Annotated in this window: 16 protein-coding genes; 10 read left to right on the top strand and 6 right to left on the bottom strand. The window is 66.2% G+C overall.

The window, feature by feature from the left end:
- Positions 1–153: 153 nt before the first annotated feature.
- Positions 154–849, bottom strand: a complete 696-nt coding sequence (locus tag Q9293_RS06595; protein ID WP_306251252.1) for a MotA/TolQ/ExbB proton channel family protein — start codon at positions 847–849, stop codon at positions 154–156.
- Between the two features lie 57 nt (positions 850–906).
- On the opposite strand from Q9293_RS06595, the gene Q9293_RS06590 reads away from it, so the two are divergent.
- The 3 genes from Q9293_RS06590 to tatC all read left to right on the top strand — a co-directional run bounded on the left by Q9293_RS06590 (position 907) and on the right by tatC (position 3,406).
- Complete coding sequence (locus Q9293_RS06590) at positions 907–2,265, top strand: UDP-glucose/GDP-mannose dehydrogenase family protein (RefSeq protein WP_306251250.1); 1,359 nt, start codon at positions 907–909, stop codon at positions 2,263–2,265.
- 123 nt (positions 2,266–2,388) lie between these two features.
- Positions 2,389–2,574 (top strand): twin-arginine translocase TatA/TatE family subunit, encoded by a 186-nt coding sequence (gene tatA / locus Q9293_RS06585; protein WP_306251248.1) that lies wholly within the window; start codon positions 2,389–2,391, stop codon positions 2,572–2,574.
- Positions 2,575–2,635: 61 nt separating this feature from the next.
- On the top strand, positions 2,636–3,406 hold the full coding sequence (tatC, locus tag Q9293_RS06580) for a twin-arginine translocase subunit TatC (RefSeq protein ID WP_306251246.1): 771 nt from the start codon (positions 2,636–2,638) through the stop codon (positions 3,404–3,406).
- Here the strand turns inward: tatC and Q9293_RS06575 are convergent.
- Positions 3,394–4,482, bottom strand: a complete 1,089-nt coding sequence (locus Q9293_RS06575; RefSeq protein ID WP_306251244.1) for a glycosyltransferase — start codon at positions 4,480–4,482, stop codon at positions 3,394–3,396. The two genes, tatC and Q9293_RS06575, sit on opposite strands and share 13 nt — an antisense overlap.
- Before the next feature lie 185 nt (positions 4,483–4,667).
- Between Q9293_RS06575 and Q9293_RS06570 the strand changes: the two genes are divergently transcribed.
- Entirely contained in the window at positions 4,668–5,417 is a 750-nt protein-coding gene (locus Q9293_RS06570) for an electron transfer flavoprotein subunit beta/FixA family protein (protein ID WP_306251242.1), read from the top strand.
- Positions 5,418–5,452: 35 nt separating this feature from the next.
- Positions 5,453–6,424, top strand: coding sequence for an electron transfer flavoprotein subunit alpha/FixB family protein (locus Q9293_RS06565; RefSeq protein WP_306251240.1), 972 nt, complete (start codon positions 5,453–5,455; stop codon positions 6,422–6,424).
- A gap of 69 nt (positions 6,425–6,493) precedes the next feature.
- On the opposite strand, the gene Q9293_RS06560 is transcribed toward Q9293_RS06565, so the two are convergent.
- Genes Q9293_RS06560 through Q9293_RS06545 form a run of 4 tightly spaced genes read right to left on the bottom strand, consistent with a single transcriptional unit; the run spans position 6,494 to position 8,526 of the window.
- A complete protein-coding gene (locus Q9293_RS06560; RefSeq protein ID WP_306251238.1) occupies positions 6,494–6,943 on the bottom strand; it encodes a DUF1569 domain-containing protein in 450 nt (149 codons plus the stop codon).
- Positions 6,944–6,967: 24 nt separating this feature from the next.
- Positions 6,968–7,177: a hypothetical protein gene (locus tag Q9293_RS06555; protein ID WP_306251235.1), complete on the bottom strand. Its 210-nt coding sequence runs from the start codon at positions 7,175–7,177 to the stop codon at positions 6,968–6,970.
- 51 nt (positions 7,178–7,228) lie between these two features.
- A complete protein-coding gene (locus tag Q9293_RS06550; protein WP_306251233.1) occupies positions 7,229–7,951 on the bottom strand; it encodes a cyclic nucleotide-binding domain-containing protein in 723 nt (240 codons plus the stop codon).
- Between the two features lie 53 nt (positions 7,952–8,004).
- Complete coding sequence (locus tag Q9293_RS06545; RefSeq protein WP_306251231.1) at positions 8,005–8,526, bottom strand: GAF domain-containing protein; 522 nt, start codon at positions 8,524–8,526, stop codon at positions 8,005–8,007.
- Between the two features lie 25 nt (positions 8,527–8,551).
- On the opposite strand from Q9293_RS06545, the gene lpxK reads away from it, so the two are divergent.
- The 5 genes from lpxK (at position 8,552) to Q9293_RS06520 (ending at position 14,574) form a co-directional block, all read left to right on the top strand.
- Positions 8,552–9,568, top strand: a complete 1,017-nt coding sequence (gene lpxK, locus Q9293_RS06540) for a tetraacyldisaccharide 4'-kinase (RefSeq protein WP_306251229.1) — start codon at positions 8,552–8,554, stop codon at positions 9,566–9,568.
- 104 nt (positions 9,569–9,672) lie between these two features.
- Entirely contained in the window at positions 9,673–10,941 is a 1,269-nt protein-coding gene (locus Q9293_RS06535; RefSeq protein WP_306251227.1) for an ABC transporter substrate-binding protein, read from the top strand.
- Positions 10,942–11,010: 69 nt separating this feature from the next.
- The gene (locus tag Q9293_RS06530) at positions 11,011–11,889 is read left to right on the top strand and encodes a branched-chain amino acid ABC transporter permease (RefSeq protein ID WP_306251225.1); all 879 of its coding nucleotides are present in this window, start codon (positions 11,011–11,013) and stop codon (positions 11,887–11,889) included.
- A gap of 1 nt (position 11,890) precedes the next feature.
- A complete protein-coding gene (locus Q9293_RS06525) occupies positions 11,891–13,846 on the top strand; it encodes a branched-chain amino acid ABC transporter ATP-binding protein/permease (protein ID WP_306251223.1) in 1,956 nt (651 codons plus the stop codon).
- Positions 13,847–13,857: 11 nt separating this feature from the next.
- Positions 13,858–14,574: an ABC transporter ATP-binding protein gene (locus Q9293_RS06520; RefSeq protein WP_372342203.1), complete on the top strand. Its 717-nt coding sequence runs from the start codon at positions 13,858–13,860 to the stop codon at positions 14,572–14,574.
- The last annotated feature ends 88 nt before the right edge of the window (positions 14,575–14,662 follow it).

Here is a 14,662-nt window from a genome sequence, read left to right as displayed (position 1 = left end):
TGGCGCCCAGATCGGCGCACAGGGCCAGGGACAGCTCCGTGGCCAGCTCCAGGCGGCACTCGTAGCGATCCAGGGCTCCCAGCCGATCAAAGGGTGGGCAGCAGAGCTGGAACCAGTCCTCCCAGTCCAGGGAGAGAGGTAGGCGGCGCGCCTTCAGGTGAAGTTCCGCTCAGAAAGGCTGATGAACTCGAGGGAGAAATCGTCGAGTTCGGTCTGGAACTGCTTGAGCTGTCCCTGGAAGAAGTTGTAGGCCATGAGGGCGGGAATGGCCGCCACCAGGCCGATGGCCGTGGCCACCAGGGCCTCGGAGATGCCGGGAGCCACCGTGGCCAGGTTCGCATTGCCCGTGGCACCGATGCCGCGAAACGCATCGATGATGCCCCACACGGTGCCGAAGAGGCCGATGAAGGGACTCACGGCGGCCACCGTGGCCAATCCGCCCAGGGACCGCTCAAGGCGCCCCATCTCCACCACACTGGCCCGTTGAAGGCTGCGCTCCACCGCCTCCATGCTGCGCAGCTGGGGGCGTCCATCCTGGCCCACCTGGCGCAGCTGGTAGGTCACCTCTCCATAGCCAGCCACGAACAGGCCCACCAGGGGACTCAGGGAGTATTTCTCCACCTGTTGCTTGAACTCCCGCCAGTCGGTGGCGCGCTTGAAGGCATCTCGGAACCGTTCAGAGGTGCCGCGGCTGTTCCGGTAGAGCAGCGTCTTCCGGATGATCACCACCCAGCTGAGAAGCGAGAAGATGGCCAGGATCAGCAACACCATCTTGGAGACCGGCCCCGCGTGGAGCATGACCTCCAGCAGGTTGACCTCGTTGCCCGTGGGTGCGATCCAGACAGCCATGCCGCCTCCTTCCCTGAATGATAGCAAGCTACACTGGTTCCTTTGCGCGAGGACGCCATGCAGGTGCTGGTCATCGGTTCGGGATATGTGGGTTTGGTTGCGGCTGCCTGTTTCGCGGAGGCGGGCCACCACATCCTGGGTGTGGATGTGGACGCGGCCAAGGTGGCCACCCTGAGTCAGGGCCAGTCGCCCATCTTTGAACCGGGCCTGGATGATCTGCTTGCCAAGCACCTGGCCTCCGGCGCCCTGCGCTTCACCACGGATCTCAAGGCCGGCATCGCCGCCGCGGACGCGGCCTTCATCTGCGTGGGCACACCCCAGAGCGAGGACGGCAGCGCCGACATGAAGTACGTGCTGGCGGTGGCCGGTCAGCTGGGCGAGGCCATGGCCCTGCGCGCCAAGGACGCCAAGCCACTGATCGTCGTCGACAAGAGCACCGTGCCCGTGGGCACCGCGGCGCGGGTGCATGCGGAGATCGCAGCCAATACGGACCGCGCCTTCGAGGTGGTGAGCAATCCCGAATTCCTGCGGGAAGGCTCGGCTCTGTTGGATTTCCTGGAACCGGATCGGGTGGTGGTGGGCTGCCGATCCGACCACGCAGAAACGGTCATGAAGGCCCTGTACCAGCCTTTCCTGGATCGCAGCGGCGGCAAGTGGTTCCGCATGGATCCTCCCAGTGCCGAACTCACCAAGTACGCCGCCAACGCGATGTTGGCCCTGCGCATCAGCTTCATCAACGAGATCGCCAACTTGGCTGAAGCCGTGGGCGCGGATGTGGATCATGTGAAGACCGCCATCGGCGCGGACCACCGCATCGGCCCCGCCTTCCTCAATCCCGGCCCCGGCTTCGGCGGCTCCTGCTTCCCCAAGGACCTGCAGGCCCTCCTCAAGGTGGGACGTGAGCAGGGCCAGCCCTTGATGACGCTGGCCGCCACCGTGGAAGCCAACCGCCACCAGAAGCAGGTCCTGCTGCGCAAGGTGAAGGCGCATTTCGGCGTGAAGTCCGGGGTGCCCGCCCCCCTGAAGGGACGGCGCTTCGCCCTCTGGGGCCTGGCCTTCAAGGCCAACACCGATGACATCCGCGAAAGCATGGCCCTGGAACTCATCGAAGGCCTGGTGAATCTGGGGGCCGAAGTGGTGGCCCATGACTTCGCGGCCATGGACGCTGTGAAGGCGCGGATCGGCGACAAGGTGCGCTACGCGGAAACCCCCCTGGCCGCCTGCGAAGGCGCCGATGCCCTGCTCATCGCCACAGAATGGTCACAGTACCGCGAAGCCGATCTCGAAGCCGTGGCCAAGGCCCTCAAGGCCCGCCGCATGTTCGATGGCCGCAACCTCTTCCGCCCTGAAACCATGGAGGCCAAGGGCTGGACTTACCACTCCCTGGGCCGCCGGGCCGTGGAAGGAAATCTGTAAAGACAGGCGCTTGGGGGCAGACTCGCGGGCTGCCTTTGCATAGAATGGAACCAGGAACCATCCAGCGGCGTCTCGCCGACGTAAAAGTAAGGTTGAATCACCCCTCGTGTTTTGGAGCTAGCCATGGGCAATCTGGGAATGATGGAAATCCTGCTGATCGGCATCGCGTTGCTGATCTTCTTCGGCCCCAGCCGCCTGCCTGAGCTGGGAAAGAGCCTGGGCAAGGGCATCCAGGAATTCAAGAAGGCCAGCCGCGAGCTGACGGATTCCGTGAAGGAAGAAGTCACTTCCGACAAGGACAAGAAGTAGTCCCACAGCCTTTCTAGGTCGGCCTCCCTCGGGAGGCCGGTTCTTTTCCGGATTGGGGCCCATGGCGCTTCCTGAAACCCCGCCTAACAAGATGAGCTTCTGGGAGCACCTGCAGGAGCTGCGGGTGCGGATTGTGCGTTCGCTGCTGTCCGTGGCGGTGGTTTTCGCCGTCACTTACGCCTACAGGTTCAAACTCTGGGCCTGGGCCCAGAAGCCCTTCCTGGAGGCCATGGCGCGTCAGACCGGCAAGCCCATGGCCAATCTGGAGGCCTTCGCCTTCACGGATCTCACCGAACCCTTCTTCAGCATGATGCGGTTGTCGCTGTGGGCTGCGGCCTTCCTGGCGGCCCCCCTGCTCTTCTACCAGCTCTGGGCCTTCATCCGGCCGGGCCTCATGCCCAAGGAACGGCGCCTCGTCATCCCCTTCGTGGTGGTGACCTCCGGCTGCTTCCTGGCCGGCGCCACCTTCGCCTATTTCCAGGCCTTCAAGTTCCTGGGCGACATCCTCTTCCAAGAAGCGGCCTCGGCTGGCCTGCGAGCCAACCTGCACGCCTCGGATTACCTCGACCTTTTCATCTCCACCACCCTCATCACCGGCGTGATGTTCGAGCTGCCGGTGTTGTTCTTCTTCCTGGCGCGGTTCCGCCTTGTCACAGCGAAGATGATGCTGAAGTACTGGCGCCACGCCACCATCGTCATCCTCATCTTCAGCGCCTTCTTCACACCGGGCGACGTGGTGGTGACCACCATTTTCTTCAGCGTCGTGCTGCTGGGCCTCTACTTCATTTCCGTCATCGTGGCCTGGCTGGCCGAGCCCCGTCAGCCCAAGTAGCGCGCCAGATCATCCAGACAGAGCTCCACGGCCCGGTTTCGTTCGGGAACCATGGACAGTGACTGTCGCGCCGAAGAATCCGCCAGCAGAGGTCGGAGCGCCGCTGCCAGGCGAGTGGTGAAGTCCGGCCCCTGCTCGATGAGGACCGCCCTGCCCTCCTTGGCCATGGCCAAGGCATTCATGCGTTGATGATCATTGGCGCTGGTGGGCAGGGGCACCAGCAGGCTGCCCCGCCCGGCGGCCTTCAACTCCGCACAGGTGCTGGCCCCCGCCCGGCTTACCACGAGACTCGTGGCTTCCATGACCTCGTCCATGCGTGGGAGGAACGGCACCACCGCGTGCCGGGGATGGCGCATCCGGTCCTTGAGGCGTTCCCCCTCTGCGGGCCCGGTCTGGTGAAGGATCTCCCAGTGGGGCTGGGCTTCCAGCAACGCTGGTGCGATCTCCAACAGGGCCTCGTTGAGCGCGCGAGCGCCCCCGCTGCCTCCGAGCACCAGCAGCCGGAAAGGGGCCTGAAGGCCGTTGACCGGCTGGAACGCCCGCAGAAAGGCTTCGCGCACAGGCGTGCCCACCAGGCGGCAGTCCGCGCCGGGAAGCAAAGGCTGCACCGCCTCCATGCCGCACCAGACCCGTTGCGCCTTGGGGGCCACGAGTTTGATCAGGGCGCCGGGCGCCGCGTTGCTCTCATGAAGGAAGAAGGGGATGCCCAGGGACCTCGCCACCAGCAGGGCCGGAGCGGCGCCGTAGCCGCCCGTGCCGATGACAGCTCGGGGGCGTTCCTTGCGCCACAGGCCCTTCAGCCCTGTCACAGCGCGCCAGAGTTTCCAGGCGGCCCGGGACACGCGAAGCGGCGAACGGCCCACCAGCCCTTCCACTTCCAACAGAAGGTGGGGCCATTCACTGGCGGGCAGCTCCCGGGCCTCAATGCCGCGCCGGGCCCCGATAAAGGCGATGGGCCGGTCGGGCCACCGAGCCCGGGCCCCCTCGGCCAAGGCCACCGCGGGGAAGTAGTGGCCCCCGGTACCGCCACCGGTAAGCACCAGCGCATCCTGGAAGGTCGGGATGGGAGTGGACATCCCTCCACCATACCGGAAGCACCGAAGGCGACCTGGAGGGAGGGCCGGAGGCAGGCCTCCCTCCTACCCGAAGACAACGGTCACACCCGCACAAACCCTGCTGGGGTGGGAGGTTCCCTCAGGCTAGACTCTATCCTTTGGCCCGGCCCTCCGCCGGCCCAACCATGACGCATCAGGGAGCGCCCATGAAGATCCTCGTCGCCCTCAAACAGGTTCCCGACACCGAAACGAAAATCAAAGTCGCCGCCGATGGCCGGTCCTTGGATCCCGCCGACGTGAAGTGGATCACCAGCCCCTACGACGAGTACGCGCTGGAAGAGGCCATCCGCCTCAAGGAGGCCAAGGGCGCCGAAGTGGTGGCCCTGTCCGTGGGTGGCGATGCCGCCAAGGACGTGCTGAAGAACGCCCTCGCCCTGGGCGCCGACACGGCCGTGTTGCTGAAGGGTGATGGCCAGGGTGATGCCTACGCCGTGGCCCAGATGATCGCCGCCTATGCCAAGGACAAGGGCTTCGACCTCATCCTCTGCGGCAACAAGGGGCTGGGTGGCGACAACGCAGCCATGGGCCCCATGCTGGCGGAATTGCTGGGCGTGGCCCAGGCCAATGTCATCGTGAAGCTCGAACTGGGTGAAGGCACCTTCAAGGCCGAGCGCGAAATCGAAGGCGGCTCCGAAATCGTGGAAGGGGCCCTGCCTGCTGTGATCACCGCGCAGAAGGGCCTCAACGAGCCCCGCTACGCCAGCCTCAAGGGCATCATGGCCGCCAAGAAGAAGACCATCGAAGAGCTGGATGCGGCTCCCGCCAGCCCCGGAGCCTTCGTCAGCACACTGGCCCTGCCCCCGGAGCGGCCCGCGGGTCGCAAGCTGGAAGGGGATGCGGCCGCCCAGGCGCAGGCCCTGCTGCAGGCGCTCAAGGATGAAGCCAAGGTCTTCTAGGCCGTTTCCAGACTTCCGATTCGAAAGGACAATCCATGATTCTCGTGTTCTGTGAACTGAAGGATGGCCAGATCCGCAAGCCCAGCGCCGAAGCCCTGAGCGAGGGCCGCCGCCTGGCGGACGCCGCGGGCAAGCAGCTCGGCGCCCTCTTCGTGGGCGCCTCCAATGCCGGCTCCGCCGACGCCGCCAAGTATGGCGCCGATGTGATCCTCAGCGCCGAGGGCGCCACGCTGACCTCCTACTCCAGCGATGCCTTCGCCACCGTCATCGCCGATGCGGTGAAGGCCAAGGGCGCCACGGTGCTCCTGGCCGCCGCCACCGCCGTGGGCAAGGATGTGGCGCCCCGCGCCGCCGCCCGCCTGGGCGCTGGCTATGCCTCTGATGTCACCGGCCTGTCCATGGTCGATGGTAAGCTCCAGGCCGTGCGGCCCGTCTACGCGGGCAAGGCCTTCGCCACCACCAGCTTCTCTAGCGCGGTGCAGGTGGCCACCACCCGGCCCAACGTGTTCCCCGCCGCTGAAAAGGCCGGAGCAGGCCCGATGGAATCCATCGCCGCCCCCGCCGGGGACTTCAAGTCCGTGGTGAAGGAGATCCTCGCCAAAGCCAGCGGCAAGGTGGATCTCAGCGAAGCCAACGTCATCGTCAGCGGTGGCCGCGGCATGAAGGACGGTGCCAACTTCAAGATCCTCGAAGAGCTGGCGGATGCCATCGGCGGCGTCGTCGGCGCCTCCCGCGCGGCCGTGGACGCGGGCTGGGGCCTGCCCCACAGCATGCAGGTGGGCCAGACGGGCAAGGTGGTCAGCCCCACCCTCTACATCGCCTGCGGCATCAGCGGCGCCATTCAGCACATCGCCGGCATGAGCGGCTCGAAATTCATCGTGGCCATCAACAAAGATCCCGAAGCCCCCATCTTCAAGCTGGCCAGCTACGGAATCGTCGGTGACCTCTTTGAAGTTGTTCCCGAACTCACCAAGGCCGCCAAGGCATTGGGCATCGGTTCCAATTAAGGCGCCGTTCCCTGCTCCAAACCAAAGCCCGGCACCTGCCGGGCTTTGGTTTGGAGGGAGGAAAACCTCTCACACCCCAAACTGCCTCAGGTGATGGTCCAGGTGCTTGTAGATGAGGACGCCCCATTGTTCACCCGTGAGGCGCCCGAAGAAGGGATGGACCAGTCCCTCGGTTTTCCCCGAGCCGCGCTGAACCAATCGATCAATGGCGCTGGCCAGACGGGCGCGGGCTGAATCAAAGTCCTCGGTCGGGGCCATGACGTACTGGGGATCCGTGGGTGAATTGCGCCGGAAGGGCTTGGGGCCGAAGACCAGCTTGCGGAGAAAAGGCGTGACCAGTTTTCCGAGGAAGACCTGCTTCACGGGCCGGGCGCCGCAGGCATCCTCGACGCCGAAGGCGCAATGCGCGAGCATCTGGGCCACATTCATGCGGCCCCAACGCCGCGGCGAGTCCGGTTCCAGAGCCGCCACCCGCAGGGCGAGGGCATCCCGATCGGATGGGACGAAAATGGAGGGCATGGCGGCTCCCAGAGAGGCATGAATTCAGGCGGGCTCAAACCCTTCATCCCGAAGGAAATCCCGAGCTGCTTCAGGATCCCCGAAACGGGCGATAACCGCATCCCCCTCCCGTTCATCGCCATCCAGGCTGTCCAGCACATTCCGCTCGCGGATGATGCAGGCGCCGCCGATCTCATCCAGCCCGAACTGCACCAGTTCCCACAGGACGCCGTGCTCGTCCTGCCAAAGTTCCACATGCAGATCCGTTCCCATCATTTCCCCCTTAGCTTTTTGCTGCGCTAAAAGCTAAGTCTTTTCGAAGAACAGCACCACCATGCCGAAGCCAACGCGGTCGCCGTGCTTCAGTTCCCGCGGCTCACCGGGGAGAATGCGCTCGCCGCGCACAAAGGTGCCGTTGGCCACGCCCGGTTCTTCCAGCAGGAAGTAGCGACCGTGTTCGCACAGAATGCGGGCGTGACGGCGCGACACGCTCAGGTTGTGATCCTCATCCGTCAGATCGATGTCCGGATGGACGCCGGTGGTGGGATCGAAACGGCCAATGAGCGACCCGTGCGACAGGATGGGATGAGGCTTGCCGCTGAGCACAGACACCAGGTTCGCCACAGGCGCCGTAGGCGTTTTGGCAGGACGCGAAGCGTCCATGGTTTCCAGGCGCTCGCCCACTTCGCGGTGCCGCTGGGCCAAGCGCTGCATCATCTTCACGGAGACTTCCGGGTTCTGGCGAATCATGCGCAGGAAGGTGCCCCGGTTGATGGCGATGAGGTCGGAGTCCTCCAGGGCCAGGGCCGTATGTTGCCGAGGCAGGGCCTCCAGCAGGCTGCCCTCGCCGAAGAAATCACCCTTGGCCAATTCCTCGGCCCAATCGCCCTTGGCTTCCTCGGAGACGTACAAGCGCACCTTGCCCTGCAGGATGATGTACATCTGCTGGGCCATCTCCCCTTTGCGGAAGATGATCTCGCCCTCGCGGAAGCGCAGCTTGCTTTGGTCGATGAAGCTGGGTTCAGCCATGGAGTTCCCGGGGAGGTCCCTAGCTTAACCCAGGGTCCGGGTCGGAAGGAACATCAGCCCGTGGGACCTTGGTCAAAGGTGCGCGCCAGAAGGCCTTCGAGAATCCGGGCCTCGGCGGCGGAAAAGCCGTCGGGATGGGGGCAATCCAGATCCAGCACTGCGATGAGGCGACCACCGGCCCGAACAGGAATCACCAGCTCGCTGCGGGTGGCGTCGTCACAGGCGATGTGGCCCGGAAACGCATGGACATCAGGCACCAGCTGGGTGGTTTCCGTGCGGGCGCAGGCGCCGCAGACACCCCGCTGAAAAGGGATCCGCAGGCAACCCATGCCGCCCTGGTAGGGGCCCACCGCCAACAGCTCTGCCTCGATGCGGCGGTAGAAGCCGCACCAATTGGTTTGGGGTAGCGTTTCCCACAGCAGGCAGGCCAGCGTGGCCTGGATGGCCACCTCGTCGGTCTCCCCCGCCAGGGCGGCCTCGATCTGCGGCAGGGCCTCCCGCAGCCGCGCCACACGCTGGGCCTCCGGCAGCAGCGTGCCCCGCGCCACCTTCGCCAGCAGGATGCCCTCACTCATCTTCAACCTCCGTTACTCTGAATCCATGTCCATTCTGCGCTACCTGGCGGCTCCCCTGGCTCCCCTCTACGGCGCCGTGGTCCGCTTCCGCAACCGCAGCTTCGACGACCATCCCGAACGGGCCGCCACGGTGCCCATCCCGGTCATCTCCGTGGGCAACCTGAGCGCCGGGGGCACCGGCAAGACCCCCCTCACCCTCTTTCTCGCCGAAGGGCTGGAGGCCGCGGGCTGGGCCAACGCCGTGCTGTCCCGGGGCTACGGCGGACGGCGGGAGATCGACCCCATGAGCGTGGAAGCGGATTCGGATCCGCGCCAGACCGGGGACGAGCCCCTGCTCATGGCGCGGCGCCTGGGCACCCACCGTGTGGTGGTGGGCCGGAAACGTCATGCCGCCGCCCTGCGGGCCCTCTCCCAGCGGCCGGAGACGCGCTGCCTGTTGCTGGACGATGGTTTTCAACACCGAGCCTTGCATCGCGATCTGGATCTGCTGGTGCTGGATGGCGTGCGTCTGTGGGGCGATGGCCGCATGCTGCCCCTCGGCGACCTGCGGGAACCCGAGGCCAGCGCCCACCGCGCCCACGCCCTGGTGGTGACACGCGCCGGAAGAACGAAGGATCGCGCTGCCGTGGAAGCCTGGTGGGAGCGCCATGGATCGGGTGGCCCGGTTTTCTGGGTGGATTTCGGCCTCGGCGCTCTGCGCCCCTGGGGCGGTGACGGACCAGAACCCCCTGAGGGCCCGGCCTTCGCCTGGTGCGGCCTCGGCCACCCCGAAGCCTTCTATGCGGACCTGCTGCTGGCGGGCCATCGCTGGGTGGGTTCGCGCAGCTTCGCAGACCACCGGGGCCCCTCGCCCGCAGACCTGCGCAGGCTCCAGGCCGAGGCCCACGCCGAAGGGGCCACGTGGCTGGTTTGCACGGAAAAGGACGCGGTCAAGCTGGGCCCCTCCCACGCTGCCGTTTTGGACCTGCCCCTGCGGGTGGCGGAGCAAAAGGTGGTCGGCGGAGCGCCACTGCTGGCCTGGGTTCTGGCTCAACTGACCTGAGGTCGGGAGCAGGCACCAGGCGATGCACCTTCCCGGTGGGCGTGGGCGGGGCTATGCTTGCGGCCAACCCATCCTTTCCATCCATCGCCTCCAAGGAGGATCGAATGTTCAGGCAGACTGTCTACGGATCACTCTGCGGATCGCTGTTGCTTGCGGCCCTGGGCCTCCAGGCCGGCGACACCGTCAAGATCGCCATCACGGGCCCCTTCACGGGCGGCTCCGCGCCCATGGGCGGTTCCGCGCGGGATGGCGCCAAGCTGGCCATCGCCGAGATCAACGCCGCCGGGGGCATCCAGGTGGGCGGCCGGAAACTGAAGATCGAAGCCATCGAGCGCGATGACGAAGCCAAGAACGAGCGCGGCGCCCTCATCGCCCAGGAACTGGCCGCCATGGGCGACCTGGCGGGCGTCATCGGCACCGTGAACACCGGTGTCTGCATCGCCGGGGACAAGCACCTGCAGGAGAAGGGCATCACCAAGATCATCTGCCCGGCGGCGGGCTCCGCCTCCATGACCCAGTGGAGCAAGGCGGGCGTGAAGGAGAATTCCATCTTCCGCTTCGCCGCCCACGACGGCATTCAGGCGGCCATGGTGGTGGAGGAGGCCATCAACCGGAAGTTCACCAAAGTGGCCGTGGTGTTCGATTCCACCAACTACGGTGTCTCGGGCCGCGATGACATGCTGGAACAGATCAAGAAGCAGGGGAACAAGCTGGAGGTGGTGGCCCAGGAGAAGTTCAACATCGGCGACAAGGACATGACCGCGCAGCTGCTGCGGGCCAAGTCCGCGGGCGCCCAGGCCATCCTCATCTGGGGCATCGGCCCCGAGCTGGCGGCCATCTCCAACGGCATGGCCAAGATCGGCATGAAGGCCCCGCTCATCGGCGGCTGGACGCTGTCCATGTCGAACTACATCGACAACGCGGGCAAGAACGGCAACGGCACCCTCATGCCTCAGACCTTCATCGAAGAACCCATCACCCCCAAGGCCAAGGCCTTCATCGACGGCTACCACAAGACCTTCAAGGTGGGCCGCATTCCCTCCCCCGTGGCCGCCGCCCAGGGCTACGACGCCGTCTACCTTCTGGCCGCCGCCGTAAAGCAGGCGGGCAGCACCGACACCCATAAGGTGAAGGAGGCTCTTGAGGATCTGAAAGAGCCCGTGCAGGGCGTCATCGCCACTTGGAACCACCCCTACACCAAGTGGGATCCCGCGGACGTGACCACTCACGAGGCCTTCCGCCGCGAGCAGGTGGTCATGGGCATGGTGCAGGATGGCCACGTGGTCTTCGGCAACGACTCCGACCGGGAGCGGTTGCGCAAGTCGGCCACAACCGCCACGCCTGCCAAGGCCGCCAAGACCAAGAAGAAATAGGCTCCGCACCCGCGACCCGGGGGGCTTCGGCCCCCCGCTTTTTCACCCCGCTTCCGGAACAGGCCTCGCATGAATGCAGCGATCATCGGACAGATGGCGGTCAGCGGCGCGCTGATGGGGCTGGTCTACGCCCTCATCGCCTACGGCTTCCAGCTCACCTACGCCACCAGCAAGAGCATCAACTTCGGGCAGGGCGAACTGGTGATGGTGTCGGCCTTCTTCAGCCTCACCCTCATGAACCTGGGCCTGCCCTACTGGGCCATGATTCCCGGCGGCCTGCTCTTTGGCGCCCTCATGGGCCTGGTGGTGGAAAGGGCCGGTGTGCGCCTGGCGCTGGAGCAGAAGAGCGAGGGCTGGATTCTGCTGACCATCATCCTCGGCCTCTTCTTCTTCTCCGCCGCGGAGAACCTCTGGGGCCGCGACGACCGACCCTTCCCCACGCCGATCTCGGCCGATCCCATCCATGTGCTGGGCGTGGATGTGACGCGGCTGGAGCTCTCCGTGGCCGTGGGCGTGCTGGCCATCATGGGCGCCATCGAGCTCTTCAAGCGACGCACCCTGCTCGGCAAGGCCTTCGAGGCCGTCTCGGCGGATCGCGATGCCGCCGAACTCATGGGCGTCTCCGCCACGCGCACCGTCATGCTCTCCTACGCGCTCTCCGGGGCGGTGGCGGCCCTGGCCGGCATCCTGGTCTCGCCCATCACCACCGTGGGCCCCACCATGGCCTCGGCACTGATCCTCAAGGCCTTTTCCGTGGCCGTGGTGGCGGGCCTCGATTCAGGCTTCGGCGTGGTGCTCATCGGCATGTTCCTGGGGGCCCTGGAAAGCCTGGCCAGCTTCTACCTGGGCAGCGGCTGGCGTGAGGCCCCGGGTCTGGTGCTGCTGATTCTGGCCCTGGCCGTACGCCCTACCGGCGTGTTCGGCAAAGCTGTGATCCGGAAGGTGTGAGATGAAAAGAATGCTCCTCCTCCGTGGCGCCGAGCTCCTTGCCTTCGCCTTCCTCGCCGCCATCCCGCTGCTGGTGGTGAACCCTTACGCCCTGGGCCTGCTCACGCTGCTGGCCATCTACGGCATCCTGCTCATCGGCCTCGACGTGACCGTGGGCTACCTGGGCCAGGTGAACCTCGCGCATGTGGCCTTCCTGGGCCTGGGCGCCTACACGGCGGGCCTCGTGGTCACGAAGCTGGGCCTGGGCATGGGACCGGCGCTGCTGGCGGCCATGGCCGTGGGCCTGCAGTTGGGAGGCCTGCTGGCCCTGCCTGCCCTGCGGCTCGAAGGCCCCCAGTTCGCCTTGGCCACCCTCAGCTTCGCGGCCCTCAGCACCACGGCCCTGAACGAACTGGAGAGCCTCACCGGCGGCGCCCAGGGCCTCAGCCTCAGCCGTCCGCCCGTGTTCGGCCACACGCTCACCCCGCCGCTGTTCTTCTGGCTTTGCCTGGCCCTGCTGGCCCTGGTGTGGATGCTCATGCGGAACATGCTCTCGTCCCAGTGGGGCCGCGCCTTCGAGGCGCTGCGCGACAGCCCCATCGCCACCGACGCCATGGGCGTGGGCACCTATCGGCACAAGGTGGCTGCCTTTGCGCTGGGTTCGGGCCTGGGTGAGCTCGCAGGCGGCCTCTACGCCTTCAATTTCCAGTATCTCCAGCCCCAGAGCTTCACCTATGACCTGATGATCATCCTGCTGCTAGGCGTGGTGCTGGGGGGCCGCAAGAGCCTCTGGGGCGCCTTCGTGGGCGCTTCGGTCATCGTGCTCCTGCCCAACCTGCTGTCGAACCGCCTCCTCTTCCAGATCTTCTCGGCTTCGGGCTTCGCGCTGGCCCTGGCCGCGGGCCTGCGGGGCCTGGTGAAGAAGACCACGCGCCCCTTCCAGGCCCTGGCGCCGGTGGTGGCCATGGGCCTGCTGGTGGCGGGCGGCCTGCTGGTGGAGAACACCGAGGATTGGCGCAAAGCCATCTTCGCCCTGATGCTGTTTTCGGTCGTCGTGGGCCTACCCGAAGGCCTCATGGGCTTCCTCGCCCTCTTCCTGGCCAAGCTCTTCCGTGTGCCTCACGCGCCCCTTCCGGAACCCTCGGACATCGAAACCATCCTGCCTCCCCACGAAGCCGATGGCGCGCCCCTGCTGGTGTTGGAGGATCTCCGGCGCCACTTCGGCGGCGTGAAGGCCGTGGACGGCCTGTCCATGACCGTCCGCTCCGGCACCATCCACGGCCTCATCGGGCCCAACGGTTCGGGCAAGAGCACCGTGGTGAACGTCATTTCGGGGCTCTACACGCCCAGCTCGGGCCGCATCCTGCTGCGAGGCGAGGCCCTGCCCTCCGGGAGTCTCTTCCGAGTGTCGCGGTCGGGCGTGGCACGGACTTTTCAGAACCTGCAGCTCTTCGGAGAACTCACGGCCCTGGAAAACGTGATGGTGGCGCTGAAGGGCGTGTACCGCAGCCCCCTGCCCCTGGTGCTGCTGGGCCTGGCCCGCAAGGAGGAGCGCCGCGCCCAGGCCGATGCCCTCTGCCTGCTGGATCGCATCGGCCTGAAGGACCAGGCCCTCACCAAGGCCAAGGATCTGACCTACGGCGCCCAGCGCTTCCTGGAGGTGGCCCGGGCCCTGGCCCGCAAGCCCGACCTGCTCATCCTGGATGAGCCCGCGGCAGGTCTCGCGCATCCAGACGTGGTGCAGCTCATCGAGATCATCAAGCGGGTGCACGCGCGCGGCATCAGCATCATCCTCATCGAGCACCACATGGACGTGGTGAGTGAGCTCTGCCACACCGTCACGGTGCTGGATGGCGGCAAGGTCATCGCGGAAGGCAGCCCTGATGAGGTCAAACGCAATCCTCGGGTGGTGGAGGCCTACCTGGGCCAGCCTCCTGAAGCTGATCCTTCCGGCGCACCTGTGCCGGAGCCCGCATGAAGGAGCCAGCCATGCTGCAGGTGGAAGATCTCCATGCGGGCTACGGCGCCAGCGAAGTGCTCACTGGCACCACGCTGGCGGTGAAGCAGGGCACCCTCGTGGCCCTCATCGGCGCCAACGGCGCCGGCAAAACCACCACCATGCGCGCCATCTCCGGCGGCCTCAAACCCAGCCGCGGCAAGGTGCTGCTGGATGGCAAAGAGGTGCAGGGTCTGGATGCCTCCCGCATCGCGCGCCTGGGCCTGGCGCACGCGCCGGAGGGCCGCAAAGTGTTCGGCCCTCTGTCGGTGGAGGACAACCTGCTCCTGGGTGCCTATGGTCGCCTGCCCCGCTTCTTCGGCTTCCAGAGCAGGGCCAAGGCGGACCTGGATCGGGTCTACGACCTGTTTCCGCGGCTGCGGGACCGCGCCAGGCAGGCGGCGGGCACCCTGTCGGGTGGCGAGCAGCAGATGCTGGCCATTGGCCGCGCCCTCATGGCCCAGCCCAAGGTCATGCTGCTGGACGAACCCTCCATGGGCCTTGCACCCGTCATCGTGCAGGAAGTCTTCCGAACCATCCGCCGCCTGAAGGAAGAGGGCATCACCCTCCTCCTGGTGGAGCAGTTCGCCAAGAGCGCCCTGGAAGTGGCCGACTACGCCTACGTCATGGAGCGCGGCCGCATCGCCGTGGAAGGCACGCCCGCCGAGCTGAGCCGCGATGAGCGAGTCATTTCGGCCTACCTGGGCTGACTCCGAAAGATCACCACCAAGACTCAAAGACACCAAGATAAAGACGAGGGAATCCCGTCCTCTTCTTGGTGCCTTAGCGTCTTGGTGG

Source organism: Geothrix sp. PMB-07, assembly GCF_030758935.1.
In the GTDB taxonomy this organism is placed as follows: Bacteria; Acidobacteriota; Holophagae; order Holophagales; family Holophagaceae; genus Geothrix.
Note: the sequence above shows the minus strand (reverse complement) of the source record. Positions and strands in the feature narration are given on the sequence as shown.